The sequence below is a fragment of the Mesorhizobium sp. WSM3864 genome, assembly GCF_002294955.1.
Classification (GTDB): domain Bacteria; phylum Pseudomonadota; class Alphaproteobacteria; order Rhizobiales; family Rhizobiaceae; genus Mesorhizobium.
Window position 1 is genome coordinate 622,239 of the sequence record NZ_NSGD01000001.1, and the last position, 26,224, is coordinate 648,462.

Consider the following 26,224-nt stretch of genomic DNA (forward strand, 5'->3'; position numbering starts at 1 on the left):
AGCTGCTTCCGGCTGGTCGATTGACGTTCAGGCCGAAAACACTGTGCGGCCCGCCACCATGGTTTGCAAGACTTTGCCCTGGAGGCGCGCGCCTTCGAAACAGGTGTTCTTCGACCGCGAGCGCAGGCCGCTCTCGCTGACGATCCAGGGCTCGTCAAGATCGACCAGCGCAAGATCGGCCGCGCCACCCGGCTTCAGCGTGCCGCCGGGCAGGCCGAACAGTCTTGCCGGCGCGGTGGACAGGGTCTCGACCAGCCTGAGCAGCGGCACATCGCCATTGTGGTGGAGCCGAAGTGCTGCGCCAAGCAGCGTCTCCAGCCCGATCGCCCCGGCGGCGGCATCGGCGAAAGGCAGTCGCTTGGTATCGACGTCCTGCGGGTCGTGCGAAGAGACGATGATGTCGATCGTGCCGTCCTTGATCGCCTCGACCATCGCCAGCCGGTCGTCCTCGGCGCGCAAGGGCGGGGTGAGCCGGAAGAAGGTGCGGTATTCGCCGACATCATTCTCGTTGAGCGACAGATTGTGGATGGCGACGCCCGCCGTGACATTGGCGCCATCGGCCTTTGCCCGGCTCACCGCGCCAACCGCCATCGCAGTCGAGATCTTAGCGGCGTGATAGGCGCCGCCGGTCAGCCGCGCCAGTGCCAGGTCCCGCTCCAGCGGGATGAGCTCGGCCTCGCGCGGGATGCCGGAAAGGCCGAGCCAGCTCGCATAAAGGCCCTCGTTCATCACGCCGGCCGAGGCAAGGTCGGCATCCTGGGTTTCATGCGCGATCACGCTACCGAAATCGCGGGCATAAGTCAGCGCGCGGCGCATGACCAAGGCGTTGGCGATCGTGTGTCGACCATCGGTGAAGGCCACGGCGCCGGCTTCGCGCAGCAGGCCGAACTCGGTCATCTCGCGGCCGTCGAGACCCTTGGTGATTGCCGCCGCCGGGAAGATGTTGACGCTTGCGGTGTCCCTTGCCGTGCGCAGCACGAATTCGACCAGCGCCACATTGTCGATCACCGGATTGGTGTCAGGCATCATGACGATGGAGGTGACGCCGCCGGCTGCCGCAGCGACGCTTGCCGAGGCGATGGTCTCGCGGTGCTCACCGCCGGGTTCGCCGATGAAGACGCGGGCATCGATGAGACCCGGAATAATCGTCTTGCCGGCGCAGTCGATGACGACAGCGCCTTCGGGCGCGCCTTGGTTCAGCGCTGCCTTGCCGGCGGCGACGATCCGGCGGCCGTCGACGATGACCGCACCGATCTCGTCGACACCGCGCGAGGGGTCGACGATGCGGGCCTTGTTGAAGACCGTCACGCTCATGCGCCGCGTCCCTCCTGGTTGCGGCGCGGGTCTAACAGCGCTTGCATAACCGCCATGCGCACGGCTACGCCCATCTCGACCTGTTCCTGGATGACGCTCTGGGGCCCGTCGGCGATCTCCGAGGCGATCTCGACGCCGCGGTTCATCGGCCCGGGATGCATGACCAGCGCATCCTCCTTGGCCGCTTTCAGCTTCTCGGCGTCGAGGCCGAAATAGCGGAAATATTCGCGGATCGACGGCACGAAGGCGCCTTCCATGCGCTCGCGCTGCAGGCGCAGCATCATCACGACGTCGGCGTCCTTCAGTCCTTCCGCCATCGAGCGCGACACGATCACGCCCATCCTGTCGATGCCCGCGGGCAGCAGCGTCGAGGGTGCGACCACCCGCACCTGCGCGCCGAGCACGTTCAAGAGCATGATGTTGGAGCGGGCGACGCGCGAATGCAGAATGTCGCCGCAGATCGCCACGATCAGCTTCGACAGCGGTCCCTTGGCGCGGCGTATGGTCAGCGCGTCGAGCAGCGCCTGCGTCGGGTGCTCATGCGCGCCGTCGCCGGCGTTGACCACCGAGCAGCCGACCTTTTGCGCCAAAAGTGCTGCCGCGCCCGCCGACTGATGGCGGATGATCAGGATATCCGGACGCATGGCGTTGAGCGTCATGGCGGTGTCGATCAGCGTCTCGCCCTTCTTCACCGAAGAGCTCGCCACCGACATGTTCATGACGTCGGCCCCGAGCCGTTTTCCGGCGAGCTCGAAGGACGATTGCGTGCGGGTCGAGGCCTCGTAGAAGAGGTTGATCTGTGTCCGGCCGCGCAGCGTCGAAGTCTTCTTTTCAGATTGCCGCGAGATCGAGACGGCCCGGTCGGCGCGATCGAGCAACAGCTCGATATCAGCGGGGGAAAGATCGCGGATGCCTAGAAGATGGCGGTGAGGGAACAGCGGCAGGGACGAAGCGTCGGTCATCTCAAGGCGCTGCTATAGGGTGCGGTCCGGCCAGCCGCAAGCGCCAGCTTTGGATTGCGCGCGTTCTCCCCGGTATTTTCGTCGCGCGCCTTGCATTGCTTGGCTATAAGGCCCGATGGCTTCGGATTCGCGGCCGCGGCCTTGAGATGGTAAGGACCTCTCTGCCAACTGAAGGATTGGGTGTGACCGACGAGGTGATCAACCAGCCGCCGCCACTGACGGGCGGCAACGCATGGCGGGGCGATCCGTTGCTCATCCAGCTTGCCGAGCGTTTTTCCGATTCCGTCCGCAAGGATCTGGACGGGCTCGGCAGGTTCGTCATGACGCAGGAAGCACAGGAACTTGCCCGGCTCGCCAACACCGACACACCGAAGCTCAGGACGCATGACCGCCAGGGCCGACGCGTCGATCTGGTCGAGTTTCATCCCGCTTATCACGCGCTCATGCGACGCTCGGTTGCCGGCGGCCTGCATTCCTCGGTTTGGGAAAACGGCGATGCCGAGATCGGCCGCCGGCATCAGGTGAGGGCGGCGCGCTTCTACCTGACCGCGGAGCTCGAGACCGGACATCTTTGCCCCATCACCATGACCAGCGCTTCGCTGGCGGCGCTGATGGCGAGCCCAAAGCTGTTCCGCGAATGGGCGCCGCGCGTGACAACGCGCAAATACGACCAGAGCCAGAAGCCGCCGGTGCAAAAGACCGGGCTTACCCTCGGCATGGGCATGACCGAGAAACAGGGCGGCACCGACGTGCGCGCCAATGTCACAAGAGCCGAGCGCGCGGGAAACGGCTTCTATCGGCTGACCGGGCATAAATGGTTCATGTCGGCGCCGATGTCCGACGCCTTTCTCGTGCTCGGCCAGGTGCCGGAGGGGCTTTCATGCTTCCTGGTTCCGCGCATTCTGGGCGACGGCTCGGGCAATGGCTTCCGTTTCCAGCGCCTGAAGGACAAGCTCGGCAACCGCTCCAACGCCTCGTCGGAGGTCGAGTTCGCCAATGCCATCGGCGAGATGGTCGGCGAGCCGGGCGCCGGGATCAAGACGATCATGGACATGGTCACGCTGACCAGGCTCGACTGCGCCGTCGCTTCGTCAGCGCTCATGCGCGCCGGGCTGGCCGAAGCCGTCCACCACGTGCGCCATCGCCAGGTGTTCGGCACCAGTCTGGTCGATCAACCGCTGATGCAGCGGGTCCTTGCTGACATGGCGCTCGACGTTGCCGCTGCGACGGCGCTGTCGTTCCGGCTGGCGCGTTCCTTCGACGAGGCGGCGAGCGATCGCGGCGAGGCGGCCTTTGCCCGCGCCATGACGCCAGTGGTCAAATACTGGGTATGCAAGATCGCGCCGGCCTTGCTTTACGAGGCGATGGAGTGCCTCGGCGGCAACGGCTATGTCGAGGAAGCGCCGCTTGCCCGCTATTACCGTGAGGCTCCGGTCAACGCGATCTGGGAAGGCTCCGGCAACGTCATGGCGCTCGACGTGCTGCGTGTGCTTGGCCGCGCGCCAGGCCTGTTCGAGGAGGTGCTGGCCGGCATCGACCGCGACCTCGGCGCCGGCGGGCGGGGCACCATCGGCGTGCTCAACGCGGCCATGCAGGTGGCTTCGACAGACCAGGGCTCGGCGCGCCTGCTGACCGAACAGCTGGCGCTTTCGGCGGCGGCGGCGGAGCTGCGCCGGCTGGGGGCAGGGCGGATCGCCGACGCTTTCGTCGAAACAAGACTCGGCGGCCAATGGCGCACCACCTACGGCATGCTCGATTCGCGCCATGACGCGCGCATGATCATCGACACGCTCTACCCGCCACTGAGCTGAGCAGCCTGAAAGGCGTTCGATCGCCGGCCTGTGGATTGTCGTTAACCTTAACGAATGGTTTCCATTGCGGGGAGGCTTCGCGGAGCCCACTCTGTCCACCGGAGTAGGGAAATGTTAACCATGGCGATCCCGTGCTCCCCCTAGGCAGGAAGCGCATGCGGCACGTTTTGACATCATTTCTGGCCTTGCATTGGGCGGTCGTCTTCGCCCTGCTGTCCTACATCTGCATGGATGGCAATCGCGGCATCGCGTCGGCGCTCGGTGTGCTTGGCGTCTCGCTGCAAAGCAGCCGTTTCCCGGATCTCGATCATGCTCTCGTCGTGGCGCCGCTCGCGGTCGCTATGCTGATCGTCGCGCTGCTGTTCTGCTGGGCCTTCGTCGAGACGCTGCTCAACATCGCGACAAGGCCGGATGCGGGCGATACGGTGGTGCGGATAGCCTTCATCTGCGCCTCCTTCCTGCTTTCGGTGATTCTCGTCGGCGGCGCCGCGCAAGGCATCAACGGGTTGTTCATGGTCGTCGCCATCCAGATGACGGCGCTGCTCGCCTCTTATGTCGCGGTGCTCGCCGAGCGACGCTCGGCTCTCGCCGCGATGACCTTGCATGAAAGCGAAGCCAGCCTGGTTTCCCATCGCATGGCGGCGGGCGTCGCGCACAGCTCGCTCCTGTCCCGCATCTCCAGCCGACCGGAAACCAGACCCGGAGGTCGCCGCTGATGCGCGCCTTGTTCGCATTCTGGGCGGCCCCGCTGGTCCTGTTCTGGGGCTGGTTCTTCCTGTCTCTCAACGACATCAATTTCGGCTACGTGATGCTCAGCCGCCAATTGCACGACCTGGTCTTCCAGCTTTACGGCCAGATGCTCGGCGTCGATCCGGGAATCATCCCCGGTATGGTGGCGCGGGCCTGTGTGTTCGACAGTTTCCTGCTGCTCGGGCTGGTGGCATTCCGCCGCCGGCGCCAAATCGCCGAATGGATCAGGCGGCGGCGGGAAGGCCCTGTCAGCCCCGATCAGCTCCGCCGAGCGACTGGAGTCGGTCCAACGCTCCCTGCAGAATAAAGGCCGCCGCCGCCGAATCGATCTTGCCGGCGCGCTTCTTGCGCGAGAAATCCATCTCGATCAGCGTCCGTTCCGCCGCGACCGTCGACAGCCGCTCGTCCCACAGCACGAAGGGCAGGTCGGACAAGGCGGCCAGGTTGCGCGCGAAGGCGCGGGATTTCTGGGCGCGCGGTCCTTCCGATCCGTCCATGTTGACGGGAAGGCCGAGCACGATCGCGCCGACATTGTCCTTCTCGAGCTGAGCCAGCAACTGGGCGGCATCGAGCGAAAACTTCTTGCGCAGGATGACCGGGCGCGGATGGGCGAAGGACAGGCTTCGGTCCGACACCGCCACGCCGATCGTCTTGTCGCCCAGATCAAGCCCGGCGAGCGTGCGGCCGCCCGCGAGAAGTGCCGGCAATTCCTCGATGCTGATGATGCCCAACCGCTCGTCCTGGTTAGTCGCCGCGCGCCTTTTTGATCGGCCGCGGGACTTTCAATTTGCTTTCGGCGTTCTATCCTTTGGCAACGAGAAAATCGAGGAATCCCTTCATGAAACTGACCTGGTATGGACATTCGGCATTCCGCATCGAGACCAACGACGCCAAGATCCTCATCGACCCGTATCTGGTCGGCAATCCGTCATGGATGGGCGGCTGGGAAAATCCAGCCGAAGGGGTGACGCATGTTCTTCTGACCCATGGCCACAGCGATCATATCAGCGGCGCCGCCGAGGTGCTGAAGAAGAGCGGCGCCATGCTTGTCGCCAATTTCGAGATCTGCATGTATCTCGTCGGCCAGGGCGTCAGCGATAAGAAGATAAATCCCGGCAATATCGGCGGTACCGTCGATTGCGGTCCCTTCACCACCACTTTCGTCCAGGCTTTGCACTCCTCTTCGTTCGGCGGACAAGACGGCACCAACACCTATCTCGGCAATCCGGGCGGGCTCGTGCTGCATTTCCCGCAGGACAAGACGCTCTACCACATGGGCGACACCGACATTTTTTCCGATATGGGGCTGATCAACGAATTGCATGAACCGAAGATCGGCATCGTGCCGATCGGCGATCGCTTCACCATGGGCGGCGCGGTGGCTGCCCTAGCCTGCCGCCGCTTTTTCCGCTTCGATACGGTCGTTCCCTGCCATTTCGGCACCTTCCCGATGATCGACCAGACCGCCGACAAATTCGTCGCCGGCATGGAGGGATCCGGCGTCAAGGTGGCGCTGCCCGAGATCGGCAAGGCGATCACGATCTAGGCGTTCGCCCTATGTAGTAGGGTACACTACCTAGAGCGGCGCCCGAAGCACCGCATCCCGGTCGGCGGCATGATCTATGTTGCGCCGCAAGCGCGGCGCCGCTATAGCCCGCACTGGTTTTCCCGAGGCAAATAGACATGTCCGTTGATCTTCAGACCGTGAAGCGCGTCGCGCACCTTGCCCGCATTGCGGTGAGCGAGCAGGATGCCGAGCGCATGACAGGCGAGCTGAACGCCATCCTTGGCTTCGTCGAGCAGTTGAACGAGGTGGACGTCTCCGGCGTCGAACCGATGACTTCGGTCACGCCGATGGAGATGAAGAAGCGGCAGGATACAATCACCGACGGCAACAAGGCGGTCGACATCGTCGCCAACGCGCCGGCCACGGAAGAGAATTTCTTCCTCGTTCCCAAGGTCGTGGAGTAAGGGCAGGATGGCCGTCGAAATCGGCGTCGAGACGCCCTTGCAGGACGACGTGCGCGCGCTGGTCGCAGAACTCAACACCGCGCTGCTCGAACTGACGCCGCCGGAACATTGCTATCACCTCACCGTCGAGCAGATGGCTGGCCACGACACGACCGTGTTCGTCGCCCGCGACGCTGGCCTTGCGGTCGGCTGCGGCGCGCTAAAGCGTCATGCGGACGCGGTCGGCGAGGTCAAGCGCATGTACACGCGGCCGACGCATCGCGGCCAGAAGATCGGTGCCCAAATCGTTGCGCGGATCGAGGGTCTGGCGCGGCAGGAAGGCCTGAAGCGCCTGGTTCTGGAGACCGGCGATCGCCACCCGGCCGCCTGGGCCGTCTACGAACGCGCCGGGTTTTCGCGTTGCGGCCCGGTGCTGGATTATCCCGACTCGGAATGGTCGGTGTTTTACGAAAAGAGCCTTGCCTGATGAGCGATCTCACACATCTCACCATTTCCGAGGCCCGCGCCAAGCTGCGCGGCAGGGAGATTTCGGCTGCCGAGATCACCGAAGCCTATCTCTCGGCGATCGAGCGCGCCAATCCGGTGCTCAATGCCTATGTCGCGGTGACCGGCGACAAGGCGCGCGAGATGGCCAAGGTTTCCGACGCGAAGCTCGGCAAGGGCGAGGGCGGGGCGCTCGAAGGAATTCCGCTCGGCATCAAGGATCTGTTCGCCACCGAAGGCGTCCACACCCAGGCCTGCAGCCATGTGCTCGACGGTTTCCAACCGCGCTACGAATCGACCGTCACATCCAATCTGTGGGCCGACGGCGCCGTTATGCTCGGCAAGCTCAACATGGACGAGTTCGCCATGGGCTCCTCCAACGAGACCTCCTATTACGGCCCGGTCATCAATCCTTGGCGGCGCTCGCGCCTCGACACGGTGGTGACGCCGACGACGCATCAGGGCGACGGCGGGTTTGTCTCGGCCGGCGGCGCGAAGACCGCGCGGACGTTGGATAACGCCCAACTGGTGCCGGGCGGCTCCTCCGGCGGATCGGCTTCCGCGGTCGCCGCCTTCCTCTGCGCCGGCGCCACCGCGACCGATACCGGCGGCTCGATCCGCCAGCCGGCAGCCTTCACCGGCACCGTCGGCATCAAGCCGACCTATGGCCGCTGCTCGCGCTGGGGCGTGGTCGCCTTCGCGTCCTCGCTCGACCAGGCCGGTCCGATCGCGCGCGATGTGCGCGACGCCGCGATCCTGTTGAAGTCGATGGCCTCCTCCGACCCGAAGGACACGACGTCGGTCGACCGGCCGGTGCCGGACTACGAAGCGGTGATCGGCAAGCCGATCAATGGCATGAAGGTCGGCATTCCGAAGGAGTACCGCGTCGACGGCATGCCCGAGGATATCGAGGCGCTCTGGCAGAAAGGCATTGCCTGGCTGAAGGATGCCGGCGCGGAGATCGTCGATATCTCTTTGCTGCACACCAAATACGCGCTGCCGGCCTACTATATCGTGGCGCCGGCCGAGGCTTCGTCCAACCTCGCCCGCTATGACGGCGTGCGCTACGGGTTGCGCGTGCCCGGCAAGGACATCGTCGACATGTATGAGAAGACGCGCGCCGCCGGCTTCGGCCGCGAGGTCAAGCGCCGCATCATGATCGGCACCTATGTGCTTTCCGCGGGTTACTACGACGCCTACTACCTGCAGGCGCAGAAGGTGCGCACGCTGATCAAGCGCGATTTCGAGATCGTCTTTGCTGCCGGTGTCGACGTCATCCTGACCCCGGCCACACCGTCGGCTGCCTTCGGCGTCGCCGACGAGGACATGAACGCCGACCCGGTGAAAATGTATCTCAACGACATCTTCACTGTGACGGTGAACATGGCCGGGCTGCCGGGGATATCGGTGCCCGCCGGCCTCGACGGCAAAGGCCTGCCGCTCGGCCTGCAGCTCATCGGCAGGCCGTTCGACGAGGAAACGCTGTTCCAGACCGCCCACGTCATCGAACAGGCCGCGGGCAGGTTCCAGCCGGACAAGTGGTGGTAGCGTTGTCCCTCATCTAGTCCGTTAGCGTTGTGGCGTCCTTTGCGCGTCCAAAGGACGCGCGGCGCCGTAATGGGGTGAGGGAAATGTTCTACTATCTTTCCAAGATCCTTTGGTTTTTCGTCCAGCCGCTCAACCTGGCGATCTTCCTGCTGCTTGCCGGTCTGCTGGCGGCGCTCTTCCGCCGCCCTCGGCTGGCTGGCACCGGCAGCGTGCTCGCCTTTCTGATGCTCGCGCTTTCGGCCTGGACCTCGCTTGGCGCGATGATGCTCAATCCGCTGGAGGAACGCTTTCCCAAGCCGCCGCTGCCGGACAAGGTCGATGGCATCGTCGTGCTCGGCGGCGGTTTCGAGGGTGCGATCAATCTGGCGCGCGGAGGCTATGAGCTGAACAGCGGCGGCGATCGCATGGTCGAGACCGCGATCCTCGCCAGGCGTTTTCCGCAAGCGAAAGTGGTCGTCTCCGGCGGCAATGGCGAGCTTTTCCTGGACGGCGAGGGCGATGCCGACACCGCGCCGCGCCTGCTTGGCGCGCTGGGGGTCGCGCCCGATCGCCTGATTCTTGAGAACAAGTCCCGCAACACGTACGAAAATGCAGTCTTCACCCGCAGGCTGGTCGAGCCGAAACCGGGCGAGACATGGCTGCTGGTGACGTCTGCCTTCCATATGCCGCGCGCCAAGGCGCTGTTCGACAAGGCCGGTTTTCCAACCGTCCCTTGGCCGGTCGATTACCGGACCTCAGGCAAGGAAGGCATCGGTCTGTTCCGCGACAATCCGGCCGATTCGCTGCAGGCGACCACCATGGCGATCCGCGAATGGATCGGGCTCTCCGCGTATTGGCTGTCGGGCCGCATCGATCAACCTTTCCCGGCGCCGGGCGGCTGACCAAGCACTGCCTGGCGCGCGGCCGAGAAGAACTGACGGCGCACAAGCACGGCAAGCAGCACCAGCGTCGACAGCACGAACACCGTCGGGCCGACGAACGAGCCGAGATAGCCGATCGAGAAGAAGACGGCGCGCAGGCCGGAATTGAAATGCTTGCCGGCTAGCACGTTCATGCGGGTGGCCCGCCACACCGCCGTCCCGCTGACCGGATTGCGCGAGGCCTCGCCATGCGGGACCGGCACGGCACCGATCAGGATCGAGCAGTAGTTGAACAGCCGGTAGGCCCAGCCGAATTTGAAGAAAGCGAAGGCGAGGATCAGCACCAGGCCGAACATCTTGGTCTGGAAGGCTTCGCGGGAGGATGCGGAGGCCAACGGCAAGTCAGTCATTATGGTTAGAACCCGGTCGGAAGCGCCGAGAAGGGCAAAGCAGCCGCCGAGCGCGATCAGCGAGCTCGAGGCAAAGAAGGCGGTGCCTTGCTGCAGCCCGGACATGATGGCGGTGTCGACTATGCGCACCTCGCGCTCGGCCATGTTGCGCATCCAGGCTTCGCGCTGAGCGTTCATGGCCGTGGTCAGCGACACGCGGCTAACGAGCTTGCCATCGGAGGCCAGCGTATGCAGCACCCAGACGACCAGGAAAAAGGCTAGAGCGGCCAGGTCTGCCGCCGAAAGATGAAGGGAATCGCCCATACGTTCTTTTACCACAGGCCCGGCGGGCGCTTCGACGGCGGAAGCAAGCGGATACATGTCGCTGCCGGAGCAAACAAGGTCGGCTGACGCCGCGCCGCGACATGCAAAACAGCGGAAACATCGCGAGAATTCCTATATGTAAGTTTTGAGCGGCCTCCAGGAGACAGCGGCGCGTGTTCCTTTCGGTTTTCGACCTGTTCAAGATCGGCATCGGTCCATCGAGCTCGCATACCATGGGACCGATGACGGCTGCGCGGCGTTTCCTTGACGAAATCCTCGCCGACGACTGGCCGCGCCCGGCCGGCGTCAAGGTCGATCGGATCGGCGCCAGCCTGCACGGCTCGCTCGCTTATACCGGCATCGGCCATGGCTCGGACCGCGCCGTCATCCTCGGCTTGGCCGGCGAGACGCCGCAGACGGTCGATCCGGATGAGGCGGATAGCATCGTTGCCCGCATCGGAACGGAGAAACGGATTTCACCGCCTGGGCATCCGGCCTACCGCTTCGACCCGGCCAAGGATCTGGTGCTCGACCGCAAGACGCCGCTGACCGGCCACGCCAACGGCATGGCCTTCTATGCCTACGATGCGTCCGACCGGCTGCTGCTCAAGCGCATCTATTATTCAATCGGCGGCGGCTTCGTCGTCTCCGAGGAAGAGTTGCAGCGCATGAAGGCCAAGGGCTCGGTGACGACGGAAGGCAAGAAGGTGCCTTATCCGTTCAAGAACGCCGTCGAGATGCTGGCGATGGCGGCCAAGAGCGGGCTTTCGATCGCCGAGATGAAGCGGTCCAACGAGGAAACGCATATGTCGCGCGAGGAGCTGGACGCCGGCCTCGACGCGATCTGGAGCGCCATGAAAGGCTGCATCGACCGCGGGCTGTCGCAGGACGGCATCATGCCGGGCGGACTGAAGGTGCGGCGCCGCGCACGCCAATTGCATGACAAGCTGCAGGAACAGTGGCAGCAGAACCGGCCCAACCCCTTGCTAGCCAATGACTGGCTGTCGATCTATGCCATGGCGGTGAACGAGGAGAACGCCGCCGGCGGGCGCGTGGTGACTGCGCCGACCAACGGTGCCGCCGGCACGCTGCCGGCGGTGCTGCGCTACTGGCTGCATTTCCATCCCGAAGCCGACCAACCGAGCATCCGCGACTTCCTGCTGACGGCCGCCGCCGTCGGCGGCATCATCAAGTCAAACGCTTCGATCTCGGGCGCCGAGGTCGGCTGCCAGGGCGAAGTGGGATCCGCTTCGGCAATGGCGGCGGCCGGGCTTTGCGCGGTCATGGGAGGCACTCCGGAGCAGGTCGAGAACGCCGCGGAAATCGCACTCGAGCACCACCTCGGCATGACCTGCGATCCGGTCGGCGGCCTGGTGCAGGTGCCCTGCATCGAGCGCAATGCGCTGGGCGCGGTCAAGGCGGTGACAGCCGCCTCGCTCGCGATCAAGGGCGACGGGACGCATTTCGTGCCGCTGGATGCTGCGATCGAGACCATGCGCCAGACCGGTCTCGACATGAACGAGAAATATAAGGAAACCAGCCTCGGCGGACTGGCTGTCAACGTGGTCGAGTGCTGACCTTGCCCTTTTCACCGGCGGGCTTGGTTTGCCGAAGCGATCGAAACGGCCACGCTGGCCTCATGATTTGGCTGCAGTCGGCCTGTGCATAATCCCGCTTGGCGTTGAATGCCTCCGGCGCAGTCGCTAGATTGCGGGCATGTCTCTCAATCTCGTCAAACTCTGCGTCGGCTGCGACAGCGTCGAGGACCTGGAAGAGTGGATCGCCTTCCGTCTCGACGAGCGGTGCCGCGCCGGCGAGCCGGCCGAGCACTGGCACACCACGCGCATGGTGCCGACGCGCGGTGGGGAGATCACCGATGGCGGCTCGCTCTACTGGGTGATCAAGGGCAACGTCCAATGCCGGCAGCTGATTACGGAGATCCGGCCTTTCGTCGATGGCGAAGGCATCGGCCGCTGCCATCTCGTGCTTGATCCCGAAGTGGTGCGCACCGACTGGCAGCCGCGCCGCGCCTTCCAGGGCTGGCGTTATCTTAAGCCCTCCGATGCGCCGGCCGATCTCAGCAAGGGCAGGGCCGCATTGGCCGAGATGCCGCCGAAACTGCGCCTGGAGCTTGCGGATCTCGGCCTGCTGTAAGACTGCAGGTCCTCATCTTCCGCTTGCTGGCCCTTCGAGCGGCCCGGTGTGGGGCTTGCAAGCACCGCCCCTGCGCCACATCTTGATTTCGATGCACAATCATTTGGATGGCGGTGCAAACTGATGGGCGTGATCATCGCATTGGCAGCCGTGCTCCTGGTGCTTTTTGGCGCCGCGACAATCTTTGTGCGTGCCGACGCAGCGAGGATGGCGGACAGTCTCAGAACGCTTGGGCCCGCGCTGTTGGGCCTGATCGGCGCGACGATGCTCGTGGTCGGCCGCAGCAGCTTTGGCGGCCTGCTGATGATTGCGGCTGCAGGCTGGTATGCCTGGATGCGGGCGAGGCGACCGCCACCGAAACTTGTCGCGGCCAAACGCTCAACCGTGCGCACCGCGGCTCTCGAAATGGAGCTCGACCACGACAGCGGCAAGCTCGAAGGCCTTGTTCTCGCCGGCCATTATGAGGGGAGAATGCTGAGCGCCATGGGGATCGCCGAGCTGCAGCAACTCCATGTCGAGCTGCGGCCGGACCCGGAGAGCCGCCAGCTGCTAGAGACGTATCTTGACGGCCGTTTTCCCGTCTGGCGCAAGGACGCGCAGCCGGACAGTGGCGAAGGGCTGGGTGTTGCGCCAGGTGCGGGCGCCATGACTAAGGAGGAGGCCTACAAGATCCTTGGTCTTGAAGCGGGGGCTGCCGCGGCGGATATCCGCAAGGCGCACCGCCGCCTGATGCAGCGCCTGAACGCCGATGTCGGCGGCACGTCTGTCCTGGCGGCGCGGATCAATGAAGCCAAGGACGTCTTGCTCTCCAATCACGACTAGTCTCCTTCGACGCGGAACTTCCCGGGAGGTTCAAAAGCCGCCTATTGCTGGACGGCGTAGCACTCGATCTTCTTTCGCTTCAGGGCGTCGCAAGCTTTCCAGGCTGCGTCCTTCGAGCCGAAACCGCCGAAGCGGGCGCGGTAGTAGGTGACGCCGCCCTTGTCGAACGCGACCGTGAAGCCCGATGCGTCGGCCAGCACCTTCGGCGCCTGCCTGGTCGTCTTGTCGAGAAGCGCCTGAGCCCCCGATTGCGTCGGCGAGGACGCGACCTGCACCACCCATCCCGACGGCAGCGAGGCCGTCTTGACCGGATCGATGGCCGGGGCGGCGGCTGCGGCCGGCTCGGCGTAAGCGGCAACCGTCTGGGACGTGGCTTCGGGCTGTGATGCGGTTTCGGTCTCTGAGGTGGTTTCTTGGGGCGTGGGTGCCGGAGCCATGGCGGCCACCGCAACTGTCTTCACCTTCCTGACCTGGATCACCGGCTTGGTTTCCTCAGCGACCGGCGCGCTGTCATCGGCTGACGCGACTTCGTCGACAGCCGGTTTTTCGTCCGGAGTCGGCGCGTCATGCTTGGGCAGGAGGACCTTGGCCAGAGCCTTGATCGGATTGCCGCCGCCCGCCTTGGCGATCAGGTTGCCGCCGCCGCGGGTCGAGGCGCGCGGCAGATAGGTGTTGATCAGTGAAGCCATCTGGTTGTCGCGGCTGCGGCCGGAAGCGCCGCCCATCACCACTGCGACGAGGCGGCGATCGCCATCGGCGACTGAGGAGACCAGGTTGTAGCCGGAAGCGCGCGTGTAGCCGGTTTTGATGCCGTCGACACCCTTGATGCGGCCGAGCAGGCGATTATGGCCGTTGATGCGCTGGCGGCCATAGAGGAACGAGCGCTGCGAGAAATAGCCGTAATATTGCGGGAAGTGCTCGCGGAGCGCGATGCCGAGCATCGCCATGTCGTGCGCCGTGGTGAACTGGCCCGGGTCGGGCAGGCCATTGGCGTTGCGGAAGACAGTGCCGTTCATGCCAAGCTGGCGTGCCTTGGCCGTCATCATGCGGGCAAAATTGTCTTCGCTGCCGCCGAGCAACTCGCCCAGCGCGGTCGCCGAGTCGTTCGCCGACTTCGTCACCATCGACAGGATCGCGGTCTCGACCGGCACCGACCCGCCGGCGCGCACGCCGAGCTTGGTCGGCGGCTCGGACGCGGCATGGGCCGAGAACGGCACCGGCGTGTTCTTGCCGATCCTGCCCTTCGCCAATGCCTCGAAGGTGAGGTAGAGCGTCATCATCTTGGTGAGCGAAGCCGGATAGCGCCGGCCGTTGGCGTCGGCCGAATAAAGCACCCTTCCGGTCTTGGCGTCGACGACAATCGCGGCAGACTTTGCCGCCATCGCGGAGGCGACATCGGCGGCGACAATCGTCACCGCGAGCGCGGCAATCATGATCGCTTTGAAGGAGAATGAAGATTTGGAGACGAAGCCCGACAACGCCTGACGCACCGTTACTTACCCTGAATTTTCGTTGCCCCGGAGGCGGCAGAGGGGTGCCTGCCTCACTTCCGGCCAAGCTATCGCGGTCAGCGTTACCAATCCGTTTATGGTAACCGCCGCGTTCACCATTTTCTGGCGATTTGAGCCTCTGTTTATTCGAACTTTAGCGGTCGCTGTCGCGCGGAGCCCTTGCGGCTCAAGGCAATCTTGACTTTTGTGCAGCGCACAATATATTCCGGTGCATTGCACAAGGGCGCCCGGGGCTAAATGGGCGTTTCAACCAAGGGAAGGCATGAAATGACCCAGAGCTATGAGGACTTCGCGAAATACGGCAAGGAGTTTGCCGACACCGGGCTGAAGAGCTTTGCCTCGCTCACCAAGGGTGCGCAGGCGATCGCGGCCGAAGCCGGCGAATACACCAAGAAGAGCTTCGAGGCCGGCAGCGCCGCCTTCGAGAAGCTGTTCTCGGCCAAGTCGATCGAGAAGGCCATCGAGATCCAGACCGACTACGCCAAGCAGAGCTACGAGAGCTTCGTGGCCGAGGCCAGCAAGATCGGCAATCTCTATGCCGAGCTCGCCAAGGAAGCCTACAAGCCGTTCGAATCGGTCGTCGCCAAGGCGAAGTAATTTCGTCCGATCACATCGGGCAGGCTAGCCGGCCCGCAAAAACAACCCGGTCGCGGAAGCGCGGCCGGGTTTTTTCATGCGCCGCCGCAACCACCCGCGCCTTGCCGCATTCACGATTGAGAAATTCGCTGAAGTTTGCGTACCTAGCCTTATTGTCAGCTAAACAGAAGGGCTTAAAATCGGCCATCGAAGACCTACATGTTGAACTCGCATGAGGATTCGAAAAGGCAGGACTACGTGACGATCGGTTTGACTGCCACGGCAGGCGTGGTGCGAATGCAAGGTGACGGCGACCGCAACGATCCCGGTCGCGGCACGGCGGTCATCACGCGCACCAAAACCAAGACAAAAAAGCCCAGCCTCTACAGGGTCCTCATCCTTAACGACGACTACACTCCCATGGAGTTCGTGGTCCACGTCCTGGAGCGTTTTTTCCAGAAGGACCGCGAGGCCGCCACACGCATCATGCTGCATGTTCATAATCATGGAGTGGGCGAGTGCGGGGTCTACACATTCGAGGTGGCCGAGACCAAAGTGTCTCAGGTCATGGATTTCGCCCGACAGAATCAGCATCCGCTGCAATGCGTGATGGAGAAGAAGTGAGGTAACATGCCGGCTTTCTCCCAAGGCCTGGAAAAGGCGCTACATCAGGCGCTGACATTCGCCAACGAGCGGCATCATGAATATGCAACGCTCGAACACCTGCTGCTGGCGCTCATCGACGACACCGAGGCGGCCGCGGTGATGCGCGCCTGCAATGTCGATCTCGACGAGCTCAAGCACACCGTTCTGACCTATATCGACACCGAGCTGGACAACCTCGTCACCGGTTACGACGAGGATTCGAAACCGACCGCCGGGTTCCAGCGCGTCATCCAGCGCGCCGTCATCCATGTGCAGTCGTCCGGCCGCGAGGAGGTGTCCGGGGCCAATGTGCTCGTCGCAATCTTTGCCGAGCGCGAAAGCCATGCGGCCTATTTCCTGCAGGAACAGCAGATGACCCGCTACGACGCGGTCAACTACATCTCGCACGGCATCGCCAAGCGCCCCGGCGCTTCGGAGTCGCGCACGCCGCGCGGCGCCGACGATGAGCAGGGCGGCCAGAACGGCGCCGAGCCGCAGGAGGACGGGGGCAAGAAGAAGCCGCAGGACGCGCTGACGGCCTACTGCATCAACCTCAACAACAAGGCCAAGGCCGGCAAGATCGATCCGCTGATCGGCCGTGAGAGCGAGATCAATCGCACCATCCAGGTGCTGTGCCGCCGCTCCAAGAACAACCCGCTCTATGTCGGCGATCCCGGCGTCGGCAAGACGGCGATCGCCGAGGGCCTTGCCAAACGCATCGTAGAAGGCGACGTGCCCGAGGTGCTGCAGGACGCCACCATCTTCGCGCTCGACATGGGCACGCTGTTGGCCGGCACCCGCTATCGCGGCGACTTCGAGGAGCGCCTGAAGCAGGTCGTCAAGGAGCTCGAGGATTATCCCGGCGCGGTGCTTTTCATCGACGAGATCCACACCGTGATCGGGGCAGGGGCCACGTCCGGCGGCGCCATGGATGCCTCGAACCTGTTGAAGCCGGCGCTGTCGTCCGGCGCGATCCGCTGCATCGGCTCGACGACGTACAAGGAGTTCCGCCAGTTCTTCGAGAAGGACCGCGCGCTGGTGCGGCGCTTCCAAAAGATCGACGTCAACGAGCCGACCATCGAGGACGCCATTGAGATCATGAAGGGCCTGAAGCCCTATTTCGAGGAGTTCCACAAGGTCCGCTACACGAGCGAAGCGATCAAGGCTTCGGTGGAGTTGTCGGCCCGCTACATCAGCGACCGCAAGCTGCCGGACAAGGCGATCGACGTGATCGACGAGACCGGTGCCTCGCAGATGCTGGTGCCTGAGGCCAAGCGCAAGAAGACGATCGGCATCAAGGAAATCGAGGCGACGATCGCCACCATGGCGCGCATCCCGCCGAAGACGGTTTCGGCCGACGACGAGAAGGTGCTGCAGGGTCTCGATGTCGAGCTGAAGCGCGTCGTCTACGGTCAGGATACCGCGATCACAGCGCTGACGTCGGCGATCAAGCTGGCGCGGGCGGGCCTGCGCGAGCCGGAGAAGCCGATCGGCTCCTACCTGTTCTCAGGGCCGACCGGCGTCGGCAAGACGGAAGTGGCCAAGCAGCTCGCGGCCTCGCTCGGTGTCGAGCTGATCCGCTTCGACATGTCGGAATATATGGAACGCCACACCGTCTCGCGGCTGATCGGCGCACCTCCCGGCTATGTCGGCTTCGACCAGGGTGGGCTGCTGACCGACGGTGTCGACCAGCATCCCCATTGCGTGCTGTTGCTCGACGAGGTGGAGAAGGCGCATCCGGATCTGTTCAACATCCTGTTGCAGGTGATGGACCATGGCAAGCTGACCGACCACAACGGCAAGCAGATCGACTTCCGCAACGTCATCCTGATCATGACGACCAATGCGGGCGCATCGGACGCTCAGCGCGCGGCGATCGGCTTCGGCTCGACCAAGCGCGAGGGCGACGACGTCGAGGCTATCAACCGGCTGTTCACGCCCGAATTCCGCAACCGTCTCGACGCGATCATTCCGTTCGGCTCGCTGCCGATACCGGTGATCCATCAGGTGGTGCAGAAATTCGTCATGCAGCTCGAGGCTCAGCTTTCCGAGCGGGGCGTCACCTTCGACCTGTCGCCGGACGCGATCGCCTGGCTGGCCGACAAGGGCTATGACGAGCGCATGGGCGCGCGTCCGCTCGGCCGCGTCATTCAGGAGCACATCAAGAAGCCGCTGGCCGACGAGGTGCTGTTCGGCAAGCTGAAGAAGGGTGGCACGGTGCGCGTCACCGTCGAGAAGAAGGAAACCGGCGAGACCGGCCTGAAGCTCGAATCGTTGGCCGATGAAGCTCCGGTGAAGCCGAAGAAGGAAGAGCCGGAGGATGCGCCGAAGCCGAGGAAGGCGGGGGCGAAGAAGCCTGCCGCCAAGAAGGCCGTGGCGCAGAAGCCGGAGCCGAAGGGCAAGGACGGCGGCAAGCGAAGCCTGGTGCCACAGCTGCCCCGCAAGGGCTGATCGACCTGAAGCGCGTCCCGCTGAAACGGATTCAGGCGGCGCGCGCTAGGTGCTTGTGACCAAAACGGCCGCCCGCCTTTGGGCGACATGCATTGAAGTCAAAAAGCCCCGGCAACGGGGCTTTTTGACTGGGAGGAACCGACACGTGATGGCTGGCCAAATCATCCATACGGAATGGCGCGCGGCCCTCCGGAAGTCGAGCATTGCCGCCCCGGGAAATGTTTGCTGGCTGCAGAGTCAAGCAACGCCGTCCGGCGCGAAGCGTGTCAGGAAATATCCGCACGCCTTCCAGATCATGATCGACAAGAGGGCACCCGCGTAGCCGTCGATGGCATAATGCCAGCCAAGCGCGACTGAGCCGACCATTATCATGGCAGCGAATGCCCACATCAGGATACCGGCCGGCCGGGAGCGCTGCGTTGCGTACAAAGAGAAAAGCACCGCCATCGCCACGTGCATGGACGGGAAAGCGGATATGCCGATGCTGCCGACGGTCGCGCCGGTATAGCCGCTCCATAGCATGTCCTGCGTGCTAAGCGCCCAGATCGGATAAATGCGGTCGGCGGCGGCGAGTGCCTGCATGAGGGGACGGAAGTCACCGCCGAGTCCCAGTCGCTCGTAAAAGCACGGCCCTGCCGACGACAGCCCCATCGCCAGGAAGAAGCCGCCAAGCGTCCATATCAGCATGAAGCTCATCAGGAACTGATGACGCAGCTTCGTATCTTTGCGCGTGATGCAGGCGGTGAAAACCGTGGCGATGAGCACGATGAACCAGAAATTGTAGGCGAGATTGAGCATCCTCAATGCAAATGGCGACTGGACGACAAACCACAGCCATTCGTCCGGGGCTCTACCGAAATGCAGGATCCGATCGGCGTGGGCCAGCGCCTTGTCCCATGCAAAAGGGGAGAGGATTGCGATGGCTCCTTTCAGAACGCCGACGGCGGATACGAAGGCGATGCTGGCGGTCAGGCCGTTGAGACTGTTGGCCGTGCGTTCGGCGTCGCCGAAAAAGCTGCCCAGCGATTTCAGGAAGGTGCCCAGCGGTTCGGGATCCCGTTTGACCAGCGCAAGGTGGAGAAAGATCCCAAGTGCAAAGACGCAACCGCAGATCCAGAAAGCGATCAAAAGGTACTCAATGTATTCTTTCAATATGCCGAAATCCGGCATGTTTCCGGTGCGCATGCCGATCGCTATTGCCAGAAGCAGAGCGCCGACGGCCAAGGCGTGAAGCAATCTGTGTCGTCGAAAGGCGTGTGCCAGGGCGATCAGAAAAGCCCGTCCGCCAGCCATCCTCGCAAGGGGGGTCGACGCCGCAACCGAATTGTCCATGGTTTGAAACCCAATAGCTCGCCACGCCTCAGCGTTCTACAGCGAGATGGTTCGATATTTCCTAACCAAACGATTCGAGTGCAAACGGTCGCATCCGGGCGCCGCACGCGGCCGGCCGGGGAAAAACGCGCCGGGGTTGTCGCGGCAAACCGATATAGGATCGTCAGTGCGAGGCTGTCAGTCGGCCTTCAACGGCGACGGGGCCGCGCGCTTTAGTTTCCCAGTGCCGCGCGGATCTTGCCGGCGTTCTCGGCCAGCACTTCCGGCTTTTCCATCTGCCCGGAATGAGGCTTCAGCGGCACGCCGTCGAAGCGCGGAATGACGTGGACATGGAGATGGTAGACGGTCTGCCCGGAGGCCGGCTCGTTGAATTGCATCAAGGTGACGCCGTCGGCGTTGAAGGCCTTTTTCACGGCAACCGCCACCTTCTGCACCACGGCAAACAGCGGACCGAATGTTGCCGGATCGGCGTCGAGGATATTGCGCGACGGCGCCTTCGGCACCACCAGCGTATGGCCGACCCCTTGCGGCATCACATCCATGAAGGCTACGACCGCATCGTCCTCATAGATGCGGTGCGAGGGGATTTCGCCGCGCAGGATTTTCGCAAAGATGTTGCCGGGATCGTAGGCTTCGGCCATGGCGGGCACTCCGGATTAGGTCGTAGTCCGGTGTAGCGAAGCCGCTTCCGAGCGGCAAGACGATTGAGCCGATCTGTCGGCAGCGCGGTCGGCCATCGCTGTTGCATGATCGCAGGTGTTGTCGTCTGATACGTCAATGTCAGGATGGAGCGACTGTGAAGTGGATCGTCGCCGGATGGCTGTTGTTCATTGTGTCGGCGCTGTTCTTCATCGCCGCCGCGTGGCGCGCAGGCGATCTGCTGGCGCTTGGCGGCGGCATTTTCTTCCTAGTTGCCTGCTTTTCGCTCCTCGTTCCGATCGCGGCCCGAAAGCCGCAATGACTGTGGATGGCAAGGCCCGAGCTATTCCTTGAGATCCTTGCGGAACGGGGTGTGCTCTTCGAGATACTCCCCCATCCGCTCCACCTCGCGCCTCTCGCGGCGAAGGTAGTCGGCGACCGCGTTGCGCAGGCCAGGATGGGCGATGTAGTGCGCCGAATGCATGGTCACCGGCTGGTAGCCGCGCGCCAACTTGTGCTCGCCTTGCGCGCCGGCCTCCACCACCTTCAACTTGCGCTCGATCGCGAAGTCGATCGCCTGATGGTAGCAGACCTCGAAATGCAGGAAGGGGTGGTCCTCGATACAGCCCCAGTTGCGGCCGTAAAGCGCGTCGGACCCGATGAAGTTGATGGCGCCCGCAATGTAGCGGCCGTTGCGCTTGGCCATGACCAGGAGAATGTCCTCGGCCATGCGCTCGCCGATCAGCGAGAAGAACTGGCGGTTGAGATAAGGGCGGCCCCATTTCCTGCCGCCGGTATCCATGTAGAAAGCGAAGAAATCGTCCCAGACGCGTTCGGTGATGTCCCTGCCGGTCAGCCAATCGATGCTGATGCCGTCGGCCAGCGCCTCGCGACGTTCCTTTTTCATCGCCTTACGCTTGCGTGAGGCGAGCGTGGCGAGGAAGTCATCATAGCTCGAAAAGCCTTCGTTGAAGAAATGGAACTGCTGGTCGGTCCGGTGCAGGAAACCCGCTGCTTCGAGCGTCGCAATGTCGGGCTCGGCGGCGAAGGTGACATGCGCGGAAGACACGCCGAGCTTGTCGGTCACCAATTTCAGGCCGGCGGCGAGGCCGGCCCTCACCGCGCCTTCGTCCTCGCCCCTGCTTACGAGCAGGCGAGGTCCGGTGACGGGCGTGAACGGCACCGAGCATTGCAGCTTCGGATAATAGCGCCCACCTGCGCGCTCGAACGCGTCCGACCAGCCGTGGTCGAAGACATATTCGCCCTGACTGTGCGATTTGAGATAGCAAGGCACGGCGCCCAGCAGCTTGCCTTGCGCCGTCTCGAGCCTGAGGTGATGACCCTGCCAGCCGGTGCGCCGCACGGCACAGCCAGAATCCTCAAGCGCGCTCAGAAAACCGAATGAAACGAGCGGGTTGTAGCCGTTTGCTTTGTCGCCGCGCGTGGTTGCGGCGAAGCCGTTCCATTCATCGCAGGTGAATGCGCCGATGGTCGCCGCGACGCGGACCGAATAGTCCGCATTCGCTGTCGGTCCATCGTCGTCGTCACCCTGATCCATCCGGCTTATTTAAGCGTCCTCAGGGCAGCTACAAGTCACGTTTCAGGCACGGCCTCACAGCATGATGCCGAAAAGTGTGAAGCGGTTTTCGGACGGCATCATGCTCTCTCTCTCAGATTGATTTCGGCGGATCTGATCCAGGTCGTTCGACCTGAAATCATCCAGCTCTAGGCGACCTTAACCAGGTCCGGCTCAAAGCCCTCGAAGGTCATCTGGTCGGCATATTTGAAGGTGAGGTCGACCGCCGGCTGGTCGTGCACGGTCCAGGTGATGACCGGCATCCCGAGCTTTTCGCGCACGAAGCTGACGAACCGGTTCGGCAGATCGCCGGCGGCGTAAGAGGTGAAGGCGAGGTTATGCGCCAGCATGGCAAAATGCGCCTCGATCAGCTGGTCGTCCTTGCCGTAGGCGGTGAGCCCGCCGGGAATGCCCGGCGCCTCCTTGGCGAAGTCGCGGATCAGCCAATGGTCAAACGACATGATTGCCACCTTGCCAGTGTAGCGCTTGAGCAGCCTGCCGACGCTCGCGACCAATCTTTTGTCGTGGCCGGGAACACCTTTCAGCTCGACCACCAGCGGCACGCGTCCGTCGATCAGGTCGAGCGCCTCCTGCAACGTCGGCACATGATCTTTGGTGCAGCCCACCTTGAGCGCGGTGAGCTCGGCCGCGGTGCGTTGCCAGACGAAGCCATTCTCGCCTGTCAGGCGTTTCAGGTCGCAGTCGTGGATGATGACGGGAACGCCGTCGGACGAGACATGCACGTCGCATTCGATCGCGTAACCGCGGTCGGCTGCCGCGGCGAAGGCCGACAGCGTATTCTCCCAGCGTGTCTTGTTCATGTCGTGGAAGCCGCGATGCGCGACGGGGCGGGCAATCAACCAGGAAAGGTCGGTCATGTCAGGCTCGTTTCACTCGACTTCGAAGATCGCTTCGATCTCGACCGCGGCATTGAGCGGGAGCGACGCAGTGCCGACGGCGGAGCGAGCGTGCTTGCCACGTTCGCCGAGGACCGCGACGAGGAAGTCGGAGGCGCCGTTGGCGACCAGATGCTGCTCGACGAAGTCCGGCGCCGAGGCGACGAAGACCGTGATCTTGACCAGCCGGCGGATTTTTTCGAGATCGCCAAGTGCTGCCTTGGCCTGCGCCAGGATGTTGATGGCGCAGAATTTTGCGCCCTCCTTGCCGGCGGCGGTATCGATGTCGCGGCCAAGCAGCCCGCTTGCCTGCAGCTTGCCGTCCTTCAGCGGCAGCTGCCCGGCGGTGAAGAGCGTGTTGCCGGTCCGGCAGTAGGGCACGTAGTTGGCGGCCGGCGCTGCTGCGGCCGGAATGGCGACGCCGAGATCGCTTAGCCGCTTTTCGATTGTTTCGCTCATTGGTTTTCCCTATTGCTGGAAGGCGCCGCGTTGGCGGGGCCGAAATTGCTATTTTTGCCTCGCTTCCGCCACGACTTTTTTTAAGCTGGACCATCTTTCCCTGCGGCCTGCCATCGGCCGCGACGATCGGAGCACTGCATGCGCTTGACGCGCCTTTTCCTTTCCGCCGCTCTCGTGTCGGCGGCCATCCCGATGGCTCCGGCCCTTGCCGTGCCAGCGTTGCAGGCGCACCGCGCCGTCTACGATCTCACCCTCAACAAGGCGTCCGACCGCTCCGGCATCACAGGCATCTCCGGCCGCATGGTCTATGAGTTCAACGGCTCTCCTTGCGAGGGCTATACGGTGAAGTTCCGTTTCGTGACGCAGATCGTCACCAGCGAGAACACCAGGCTGACCGACCAGCAGACGACGACGTTCGAGGACGCAGAAGGCAAGACCTTCTCCTTCGTGACGAAGTCCTTCGTCGACCAGAACCTCGACAAGGAAGTCAAGGGTATGGCGACCAGGGAGCCGAAAGGCCTCAAAGTCAACATCGACAAGCCCGAGAAGAACACGCTCGAGCTCGCCGCCACGCAGTTCCCCACCCAGCACCTCGTGGAGCTGATCGGCAAGGCCGAGAAGGGAGAGAACTTCTATCAGACCAATCTGTTCGACGGCTCCGAGGATGCCAATAAGGTGATGACGACCACCGTCGTCGTCGGCAAAAGAGCCGACGCCGACAAGGCGGACCCGGAAGCGCCGGCGCTCGCCAAGCTTGCCACCGACAAATACTGGCCGGTCGACATCGCCTATTTCGACGACACCGACAAAAGCGGCGAAGAGGTGCCGGAGTACCGGATCAGCTTCAAACTGCATGAGAACGGCGTTACGCGCGACCTCGTCATGGATTATGGCGACTTCTCGATGACCGGCAAATTGGTGAACCTGTCGCTGTTCGATCAGGCCAAGCCCTGTCCGGCCTCGAAATAGCGGCGGGTTAACCACTACGGCGATCCGTCGCCGAGCCTGACTTGAAGACGCCGCAATCCCGTTCCAGCATCCCGTAGGCATTTCGGGGGAAAAGCTTGGGCAGGATCGACGTGTTCGTGGCGCCGCGACCCAATCCGGCGCTGATCAAGGTGATGACGATCGTCAACCGCATCGTCATGCTGCGAGGGGTTCCCGGCTTCCGCGACCTGTTGCCCTTCAATCGGCTCGCCGGCCTGCGCGGCGTCGCCAATATCCGTCACATCGACTTTCCCGTCGCCGACCAGCAGAAGCTGCAGGCCTGCTGCGGCGAAGGCCAAGCGACGTTCATCACGCCCAACCATCCGGAATTCTTCACCGACTGGATGATCGACAAGGAGATCGTCTCGCGCGTCAGCCCGCTTGCCGCCTCATGGGCAACACATGGGGTGGTGAACGGGCTCGGTCGGCTGATGCAGAAATTCTGGCTGGCCAACAATCTGATCGCGCAGATTCCCGGCAACAGCGAAGCCGCGAAAGCGCATTCGGTCGATTGGGCGCTGAAAGGCCATGGCGTGCTGCTTCATCCGGAAGGCAGCGTCGGCTGGCACGGCAACTACGTCGCGCCGCTGCTTTCAGGCGCGGTGGAGATGGGGCTGGCGGCGCTGAAGCGCGGGCGCGAAACCAACAAGGATTTCAAGGTCTGGGTGGCTCCTGTTGTCTGGAAGCTCGCCTTCATCGGCAATGTCGAGCGGCCGCTCGCCAGGGAATGCGCCTATGTCGAGAAAAAGCTGAAAATGGAAAGTGTTGCAGCCGGCTCCCTGCCGGAGCGCGTCTACAGCATCTATTCAGGCCTGCTCTCCCTCGACGAGCAGGCCTGTGGCCTGACCGCAGAGGCGGGCGCTTCCTTTGCCAGCCGCCAGCAAAGGGTGCTGGCCGAGCTTGGCCTGCGGCTCGCCGATGCCGTTGCGGCCGAACCCGACCTCGATTTGGCCGAGTTGCTGCGGCGTTCACGCCGCTGGCTGCGCGAGGGCAAGGCTGATGCGGATGAGCAAAAACGCGTGCGAAAACTGGCGGAAACGATCCAGCGCGTCCAGCGCGTCGGCTCCTGGGCCTTCGCCAATCAGACGATAACCCAGGAGGAGATCGCCGAGCATCTGAAGCGCATCCGCAACGACTATTGCAAAGGCGCTTTGCGCGATTCGATCAACCGCTTCATTCCGCAGCCCGCCGGGCCGCGCTGCGCTCACATCCGCGTGCCCGAGCCGTTGGCGCTTCATGCATATGATGGTTCGGTCGAAGAGGCGCTCGCCGTGCTGCGCTCAAGGATGCAGGAAGCGGTGTCGAGAATCGTGACCGAACTTGAAGCCGCCGGCGGCTTCATTTCCTATCCGAATCCCTTCTATCATCGCTGACTTCGCGTCGGCCCGGGGTGATTGTGAGCGGGCCGCCGATGTCGGTTGGAGTGCGGCAAGCTCGATGGCTGTCTATGTCGATGCGGCGATCTGGAAATGGGCCGGCCATCGCTGGTGCCATCTGCTCGCCGACGACACCGACGAGCTCCACCGCTTTGCCGCCGAGCTCGGCCTCAAGCGCTCGTCCTATCAGGGGCCGCCGAAGACTTCGGCGCCGCATTACGATATCACCGGCTTTGAGCGCGACCGCGCCTTGCGGCTTGGCGCGGTCGAATGCAGTCGCGAGGAGATTGTCGCCGTCTTCCGCCGCGTCAGAGTGCCGAACGGCAAGACCCGACGCTGACGGAGTTTTGATGCATGTCGTTGTCCCAGAACCGCCGAACACTTCTGG

Annotated in this window: 29 protein-coding genes; 18 read left to right on the forward strand and 11 right to left on the reverse strand. The window is 63.5% G+C overall.

The window, feature by feature from the left end:
• Positions 1 to 27: 27 nt before the first annotated feature.
• Complete coding sequence (locus CK215_RS03075) at positions 28 to 1,314, reverse strand: dihydroorotase (protein ID WP_095830030.1); 1,287 nt, start codon at positions 1,312 to 1,314, stop codon at positions 28 to 30.
• Positions 1,311 to 2,276 carry an aspartate carbamoyltransferase catalytic subunit gene (locus tag CK215_RS03080; protein WP_095830031.1) on the reverse strand — a complete coding sequence of 322 codons (966 nt, stop codon included), beginning with the start codon at positions 2,274 to 2,276 and terminating at the stop codon, positions 1,311 to 1,313. Before CK215_RS03080 ends, CK215_RS03075 begins: the two co-directional genes overlap by 4 nt.
• A 182-nt stretch (positions 2,277 to 2,458) precedes the next feature.
• Between CK215_RS03080 and CK215_RS03085 the strand changes: the two genes are divergently transcribed.
• From CK215_RS03085 to CK215_RS03095, 3 genes are all read left to right on the forward strand, one after another.
• A complete protein-coding gene (locus CK215_RS03085) occupies positions 2,459 to 4,087 on the forward strand; it encodes a DNA alkylation response protein (protein ID WP_095830032.1) in 1,629 nt (542 codons plus the stop codon).
• 155 nt (positions 4,088 to 4,242) lie between these two features.
• On the forward strand, positions 4,243 to 4,803 hold the full coding sequence (locus CK215_RS03090; protein WP_095830033.1) for a hypothetical protein: 561 nt from the start codon (positions 4,243 to 4,245) through the stop codon (positions 4,801 to 4,803).
• Entirely contained in the window at positions 4,803 to 5,144 is a 342-nt protein-coding gene (locus CK215_RS03095) for a DUF6105 family protein (protein ID WP_095830034.1), read from the forward strand. Before CK215_RS03090 ends, CK215_RS03095 begins: the two co-directional genes overlap by 1 nt.
• Here the strand turns inward: CK215_RS03095 and ruvX are convergent.
• Positions 5,086 to 5,568, reverse strand: coding sequence for a Holliday junction resolvase RuvX (ruvX, locus tag CK215_RS03100; protein WP_095830035.1), 483 nt, complete (start codon positions 5,566 to 5,568; stop codon positions 5,086 to 5,088). The two genes, CK215_RS03095 and ruvX, sit on opposite strands and share 59 nt — an antisense overlap.
• A 107-nt stretch (positions 5,569 to 5,675) precedes the next feature.
• Between ruvX and CK215_RS03105 the strand changes: the two genes are divergently transcribed.
• The 5 genes from CK215_RS03105 (at position 5,676) to CK215_RS03125 (ending at position 9,720) form a co-directional block, all read left to right on the forward strand.
• The gene (locus tag CK215_RS03105) at positions 5,676 to 6,383 is read left to right on the forward strand and encodes a metal-dependent hydrolase (RefSeq protein WP_095830177.1); all 708 of its coding nucleotides are present in this window, start codon (positions 5,676 to 5,678) and stop codon (positions 6,381 to 6,383) included.
• 137 nt (positions 6,384 to 6,520) lie between these two features.
• Positions 6,521 to 6,808, forward strand: coding sequence for an Asp-tRNA(Asn)/Glu-tRNA(Gln) amidotransferase subunit GatC (gene gatC, locus CK215_RS03110; protein ID WP_095830036.1), 288 nt, complete (start codon positions 6,521 to 6,523; stop codon positions 6,806 to 6,808).
• A gap of 7 nt (positions 6,809 to 6,815) precedes the next feature.
• Complete coding sequence (locus tag CK215_RS03115) at positions 6,816 to 7,274, forward strand: GNAT family N-acetyltransferase (protein WP_095800779.1); 459 nt, start codon at positions 6,816 to 6,818, stop codon at positions 7,272 to 7,274.
• Positions 7,274 to 8,839, forward strand: a complete 1,566-nt coding sequence (locus CK215_RS03120) for an amidase family protein (protein ID WP_095830037.1) — start codon at positions 7,274 to 7,276, stop codon at positions 8,837 to 8,839. The genes CK215_RS03115 and CK215_RS03120 overlap by 1 nt, the downstream gene beginning before the upstream one ends.
• An 83-nt stretch (positions 8,840 to 8,922) precedes the next feature.
• A complete protein-coding gene (locus CK215_RS03125; RefSeq protein ID WP_095830038.1) occupies positions 8,923 to 9,720 on the forward strand; it encodes a YdcF family protein in 798 nt (265 codons plus the stop codon).
• Here CK215_RS03125 and CK215_RS03130 read toward each other — a convergent pair.
• Positions 9,693 to 10,412, reverse strand: coding sequence for a DUF599 domain-containing protein (locus CK215_RS03130; RefSeq protein WP_095830178.1), 720 nt, complete (start codon positions 10,410 to 10,412; stop codon positions 9,693 to 9,695). The two genes, CK215_RS03125 and CK215_RS03130, sit on opposite strands and share 28 nt — an antisense overlap.
• Positions 10,413 to 10,585: 173 nt before the next feature.
• On the opposite strand from CK215_RS03130, the gene CK215_RS03135 reads away from it, so the two are divergent.
• The 3 genes from CK215_RS03135 (at position 10,586) to CK215_RS03145 (ending at position 13,388) form a co-directional block, all read left to right on the forward strand.
• Positions 10,586 to 11,989, forward strand: a complete 1,404-nt coding sequence (locus tag CK215_RS03135; protein WP_095800775.1) for an L-serine ammonia-lyase — start codon at positions 10,586 to 10,588, stop codon at positions 11,987 to 11,989.
• A gap of 139 nt (positions 11,990 to 12,128) precedes the next feature.
• A complete protein-coding gene (locus CK215_RS03140; protein ID WP_095830039.1) occupies positions 12,129 to 12,566 on the forward strand; it encodes a DUF1489 family protein in 438 nt (145 codons plus the stop codon).
• A gap of 123 nt (positions 12,567 to 12,689) precedes the next feature.
• On the forward strand, positions 12,690 to 13,388 hold the full coding sequence (locus CK215_RS03145; protein WP_066992599.1) for a molecular chaperone DnaJ: 699 nt from the start codon (positions 12,690 to 12,692) through the stop codon (positions 13,386 to 13,388).
• Positions 13,389 to 13,429: 41 nt separating this feature from the next.
• Here the strand turns inward: CK215_RS03145 and CK215_RS03150 are convergent, their stop codons facing one another.
• A complete protein-coding gene (locus CK215_RS03150; RefSeq protein ID WP_095830040.1) occupies positions 13,430 to 14,878 on the reverse strand; it encodes a D-alanyl-D-alanine carboxypeptidase in 1,449 nt (482 codons plus the stop codon).
• A 288-nt stretch (positions 14,879 to 15,166) separates the two neighbouring features.
• On the opposite strand from CK215_RS03150, the gene CK215_RS03155 reads away from it, so the two are divergent.
• Complete coding sequence (locus tag CK215_RS03155) at positions 15,167 to 15,496, forward strand: phasin family protein (RefSeq protein ID WP_095830179.1); 330 nt, start codon at positions 15,167 to 15,169, stop codon at positions 15,494 to 15,496.
• A 10-nt stretch (positions 15,497 to 15,506) separates the two neighbouring features.
• On the opposite strand, the gene CK215_RS31210 is transcribed toward CK215_RS03155, so the two are convergent.
• Positions 15,507 to 15,683 (reverse strand): hypothetical protein, encoded by a 177-nt coding sequence (locus CK215_RS31210; protein ID WP_170950203.1) that lies wholly within the window; start codon positions 15,681 to 15,683, stop codon positions 15,507 to 15,509.
• 89 nt (positions 15,684 to 15,772) lie between these two features.
• Here CK215_RS31210 and clpS point away from each other — a divergent pair, with 89 nt between their 5' ends.
• A complete protein-coding gene (gene clpS, locus CK215_RS03160; protein WP_041000825.1) occupies positions 15,773 to 16,099 on the forward strand; it encodes an ATP-dependent Clp protease adapter ClpS in 327 nt (108 codons plus the stop codon).
• A gap of 6 nt (positions 16,100 to 16,105) precedes the next feature.
• Positions 16,106 to 18,571, forward strand: a complete 2,466-nt coding sequence (gene clpA / locus CK215_RS03165) for an ATP-dependent Clp protease ATP-binding subunit ClpA (RefSeq protein WP_095830041.1) — start codon at positions 16,106 to 16,108, stop codon at positions 18,569 to 18,571.
• A gap of 237 nt (positions 18,572 to 18,808) precedes the next feature.
• Here the strand turns inward: clpA and CK215_RS03170 are convergent, their stop codons facing one another.
• Together CK215_RS03170 and CK215_RS03175 are read right to left on the reverse strand one after the other, a co-directional pair.
• Positions 18,809 to 19,903, reverse strand: a complete 1,095-nt coding sequence (locus CK215_RS03170) for a phosphatase PAP2 family protein (RefSeq protein WP_245418587.1) — start codon at positions 19,901 to 19,903, stop codon at positions 18,809 to 18,811.
• A 212-nt stretch (positions 19,904 to 20,115) separates the two neighbouring features.
• The gene (locus tag CK215_RS03175) at positions 20,116 to 20,544 is read right to left on the reverse strand and encodes an HIT family protein (protein ID WP_066992609.1); all 429 of its coding nucleotides are present in this window, start codon (positions 20,542 to 20,544) and stop codon (positions 20,116 to 20,118) included.
• A gap of 155 nt (positions 20,545 to 20,699) precedes the next feature.
• Here CK215_RS03175 and CK215_RS31215 point away from each other — a divergent pair, with 155 nt between their 5' ends.
• Positions 20,700 to 20,864, forward strand: a complete 165-nt coding sequence (locus tag CK215_RS31215; RefSeq protein WP_170950204.1) for a hypothetical protein — start codon at positions 20,700 to 20,702, stop codon at positions 20,862 to 20,864.
• Between the two features lie 21 nt (positions 20,865 to 20,885).
• On the opposite strand, the gene CK215_RS03180 is transcribed toward CK215_RS31215, so the two are convergent.
• The 3 genes from CK215_RS03180 to CK215_RS03190 all read right to left on the reverse strand — a co-directional run bounded on the left by CK215_RS03180 (position 20,886) and on the right by CK215_RS03190 (position 23,473).
• On the reverse strand, positions 20,886 to 22,100 hold the full coding sequence (locus CK215_RS03180; protein WP_095830042.1) for a GNAT family N-acetyltransferase: 1,215 nt from the start codon (positions 22,098 to 22,100) through the stop codon (positions 20,886 to 20,888).
• Between the two features lie 167 nt (positions 22,101 to 22,267).
• Entirely contained in the window at positions 22,268 to 22,996 is a 729-nt protein-coding gene (locus CK215_RS03185; protein WP_095830043.1) for a glycerophosphodiester phosphodiesterase, read from the reverse strand.
• A 12-nt stretch (positions 22,997 to 23,008) separates the two neighbouring features.
• Positions 23,009 to 23,473: a RidA family protein gene (locus tag CK215_RS03190; protein WP_066992618.1), complete on the reverse strand. Its 465-nt coding sequence runs from the start codon at positions 23,471 to 23,473 to the stop codon at positions 23,009 to 23,011.
• 138 nt (positions 23,474 to 23,611) lie between these two features.
• Between CK215_RS03190 and CK215_RS03195 the strand changes: the two genes are divergently transcribed.
• The 3 genes from CK215_RS03195 (at position 23,612) to CK215_RS03205 (ending at position 26,176) form a co-directional block, all read left to right on the forward strand.
• Positions 23,612 to 24,442 carry a cell envelope integrity EipB family protein gene (locus CK215_RS03195; RefSeq protein ID WP_095830044.1) on the forward strand — a complete coding sequence of 277 codons (831 nt, stop codon included), beginning with the start codon at positions 23,612 to 23,614 and terminating at the stop codon, positions 24,440 to 24,442.
• A 95-nt stretch (positions 24,443 to 24,537) separates the two neighbouring features.
• Complete coding sequence (locus CK215_RS03200; RefSeq protein ID WP_095830045.1) at positions 24,538 to 25,833, forward strand: hypothetical protein; 1,296 nt, start codon at positions 24,538 to 24,540, stop codon at positions 25,831 to 25,833.
• Between the two features lie 64 nt (positions 25,834 to 25,897).
• Positions 25,898 to 26,176, forward strand: coding sequence for a DUF4031 domain-containing protein (locus CK215_RS03205; protein WP_095830046.1), 279 nt, complete (start codon positions 25,898 to 25,900; stop codon positions 26,174 to 26,176).
• The last annotated feature ends 48 nt before the right edge of the window (positions 26,177 to 26,224 follow it).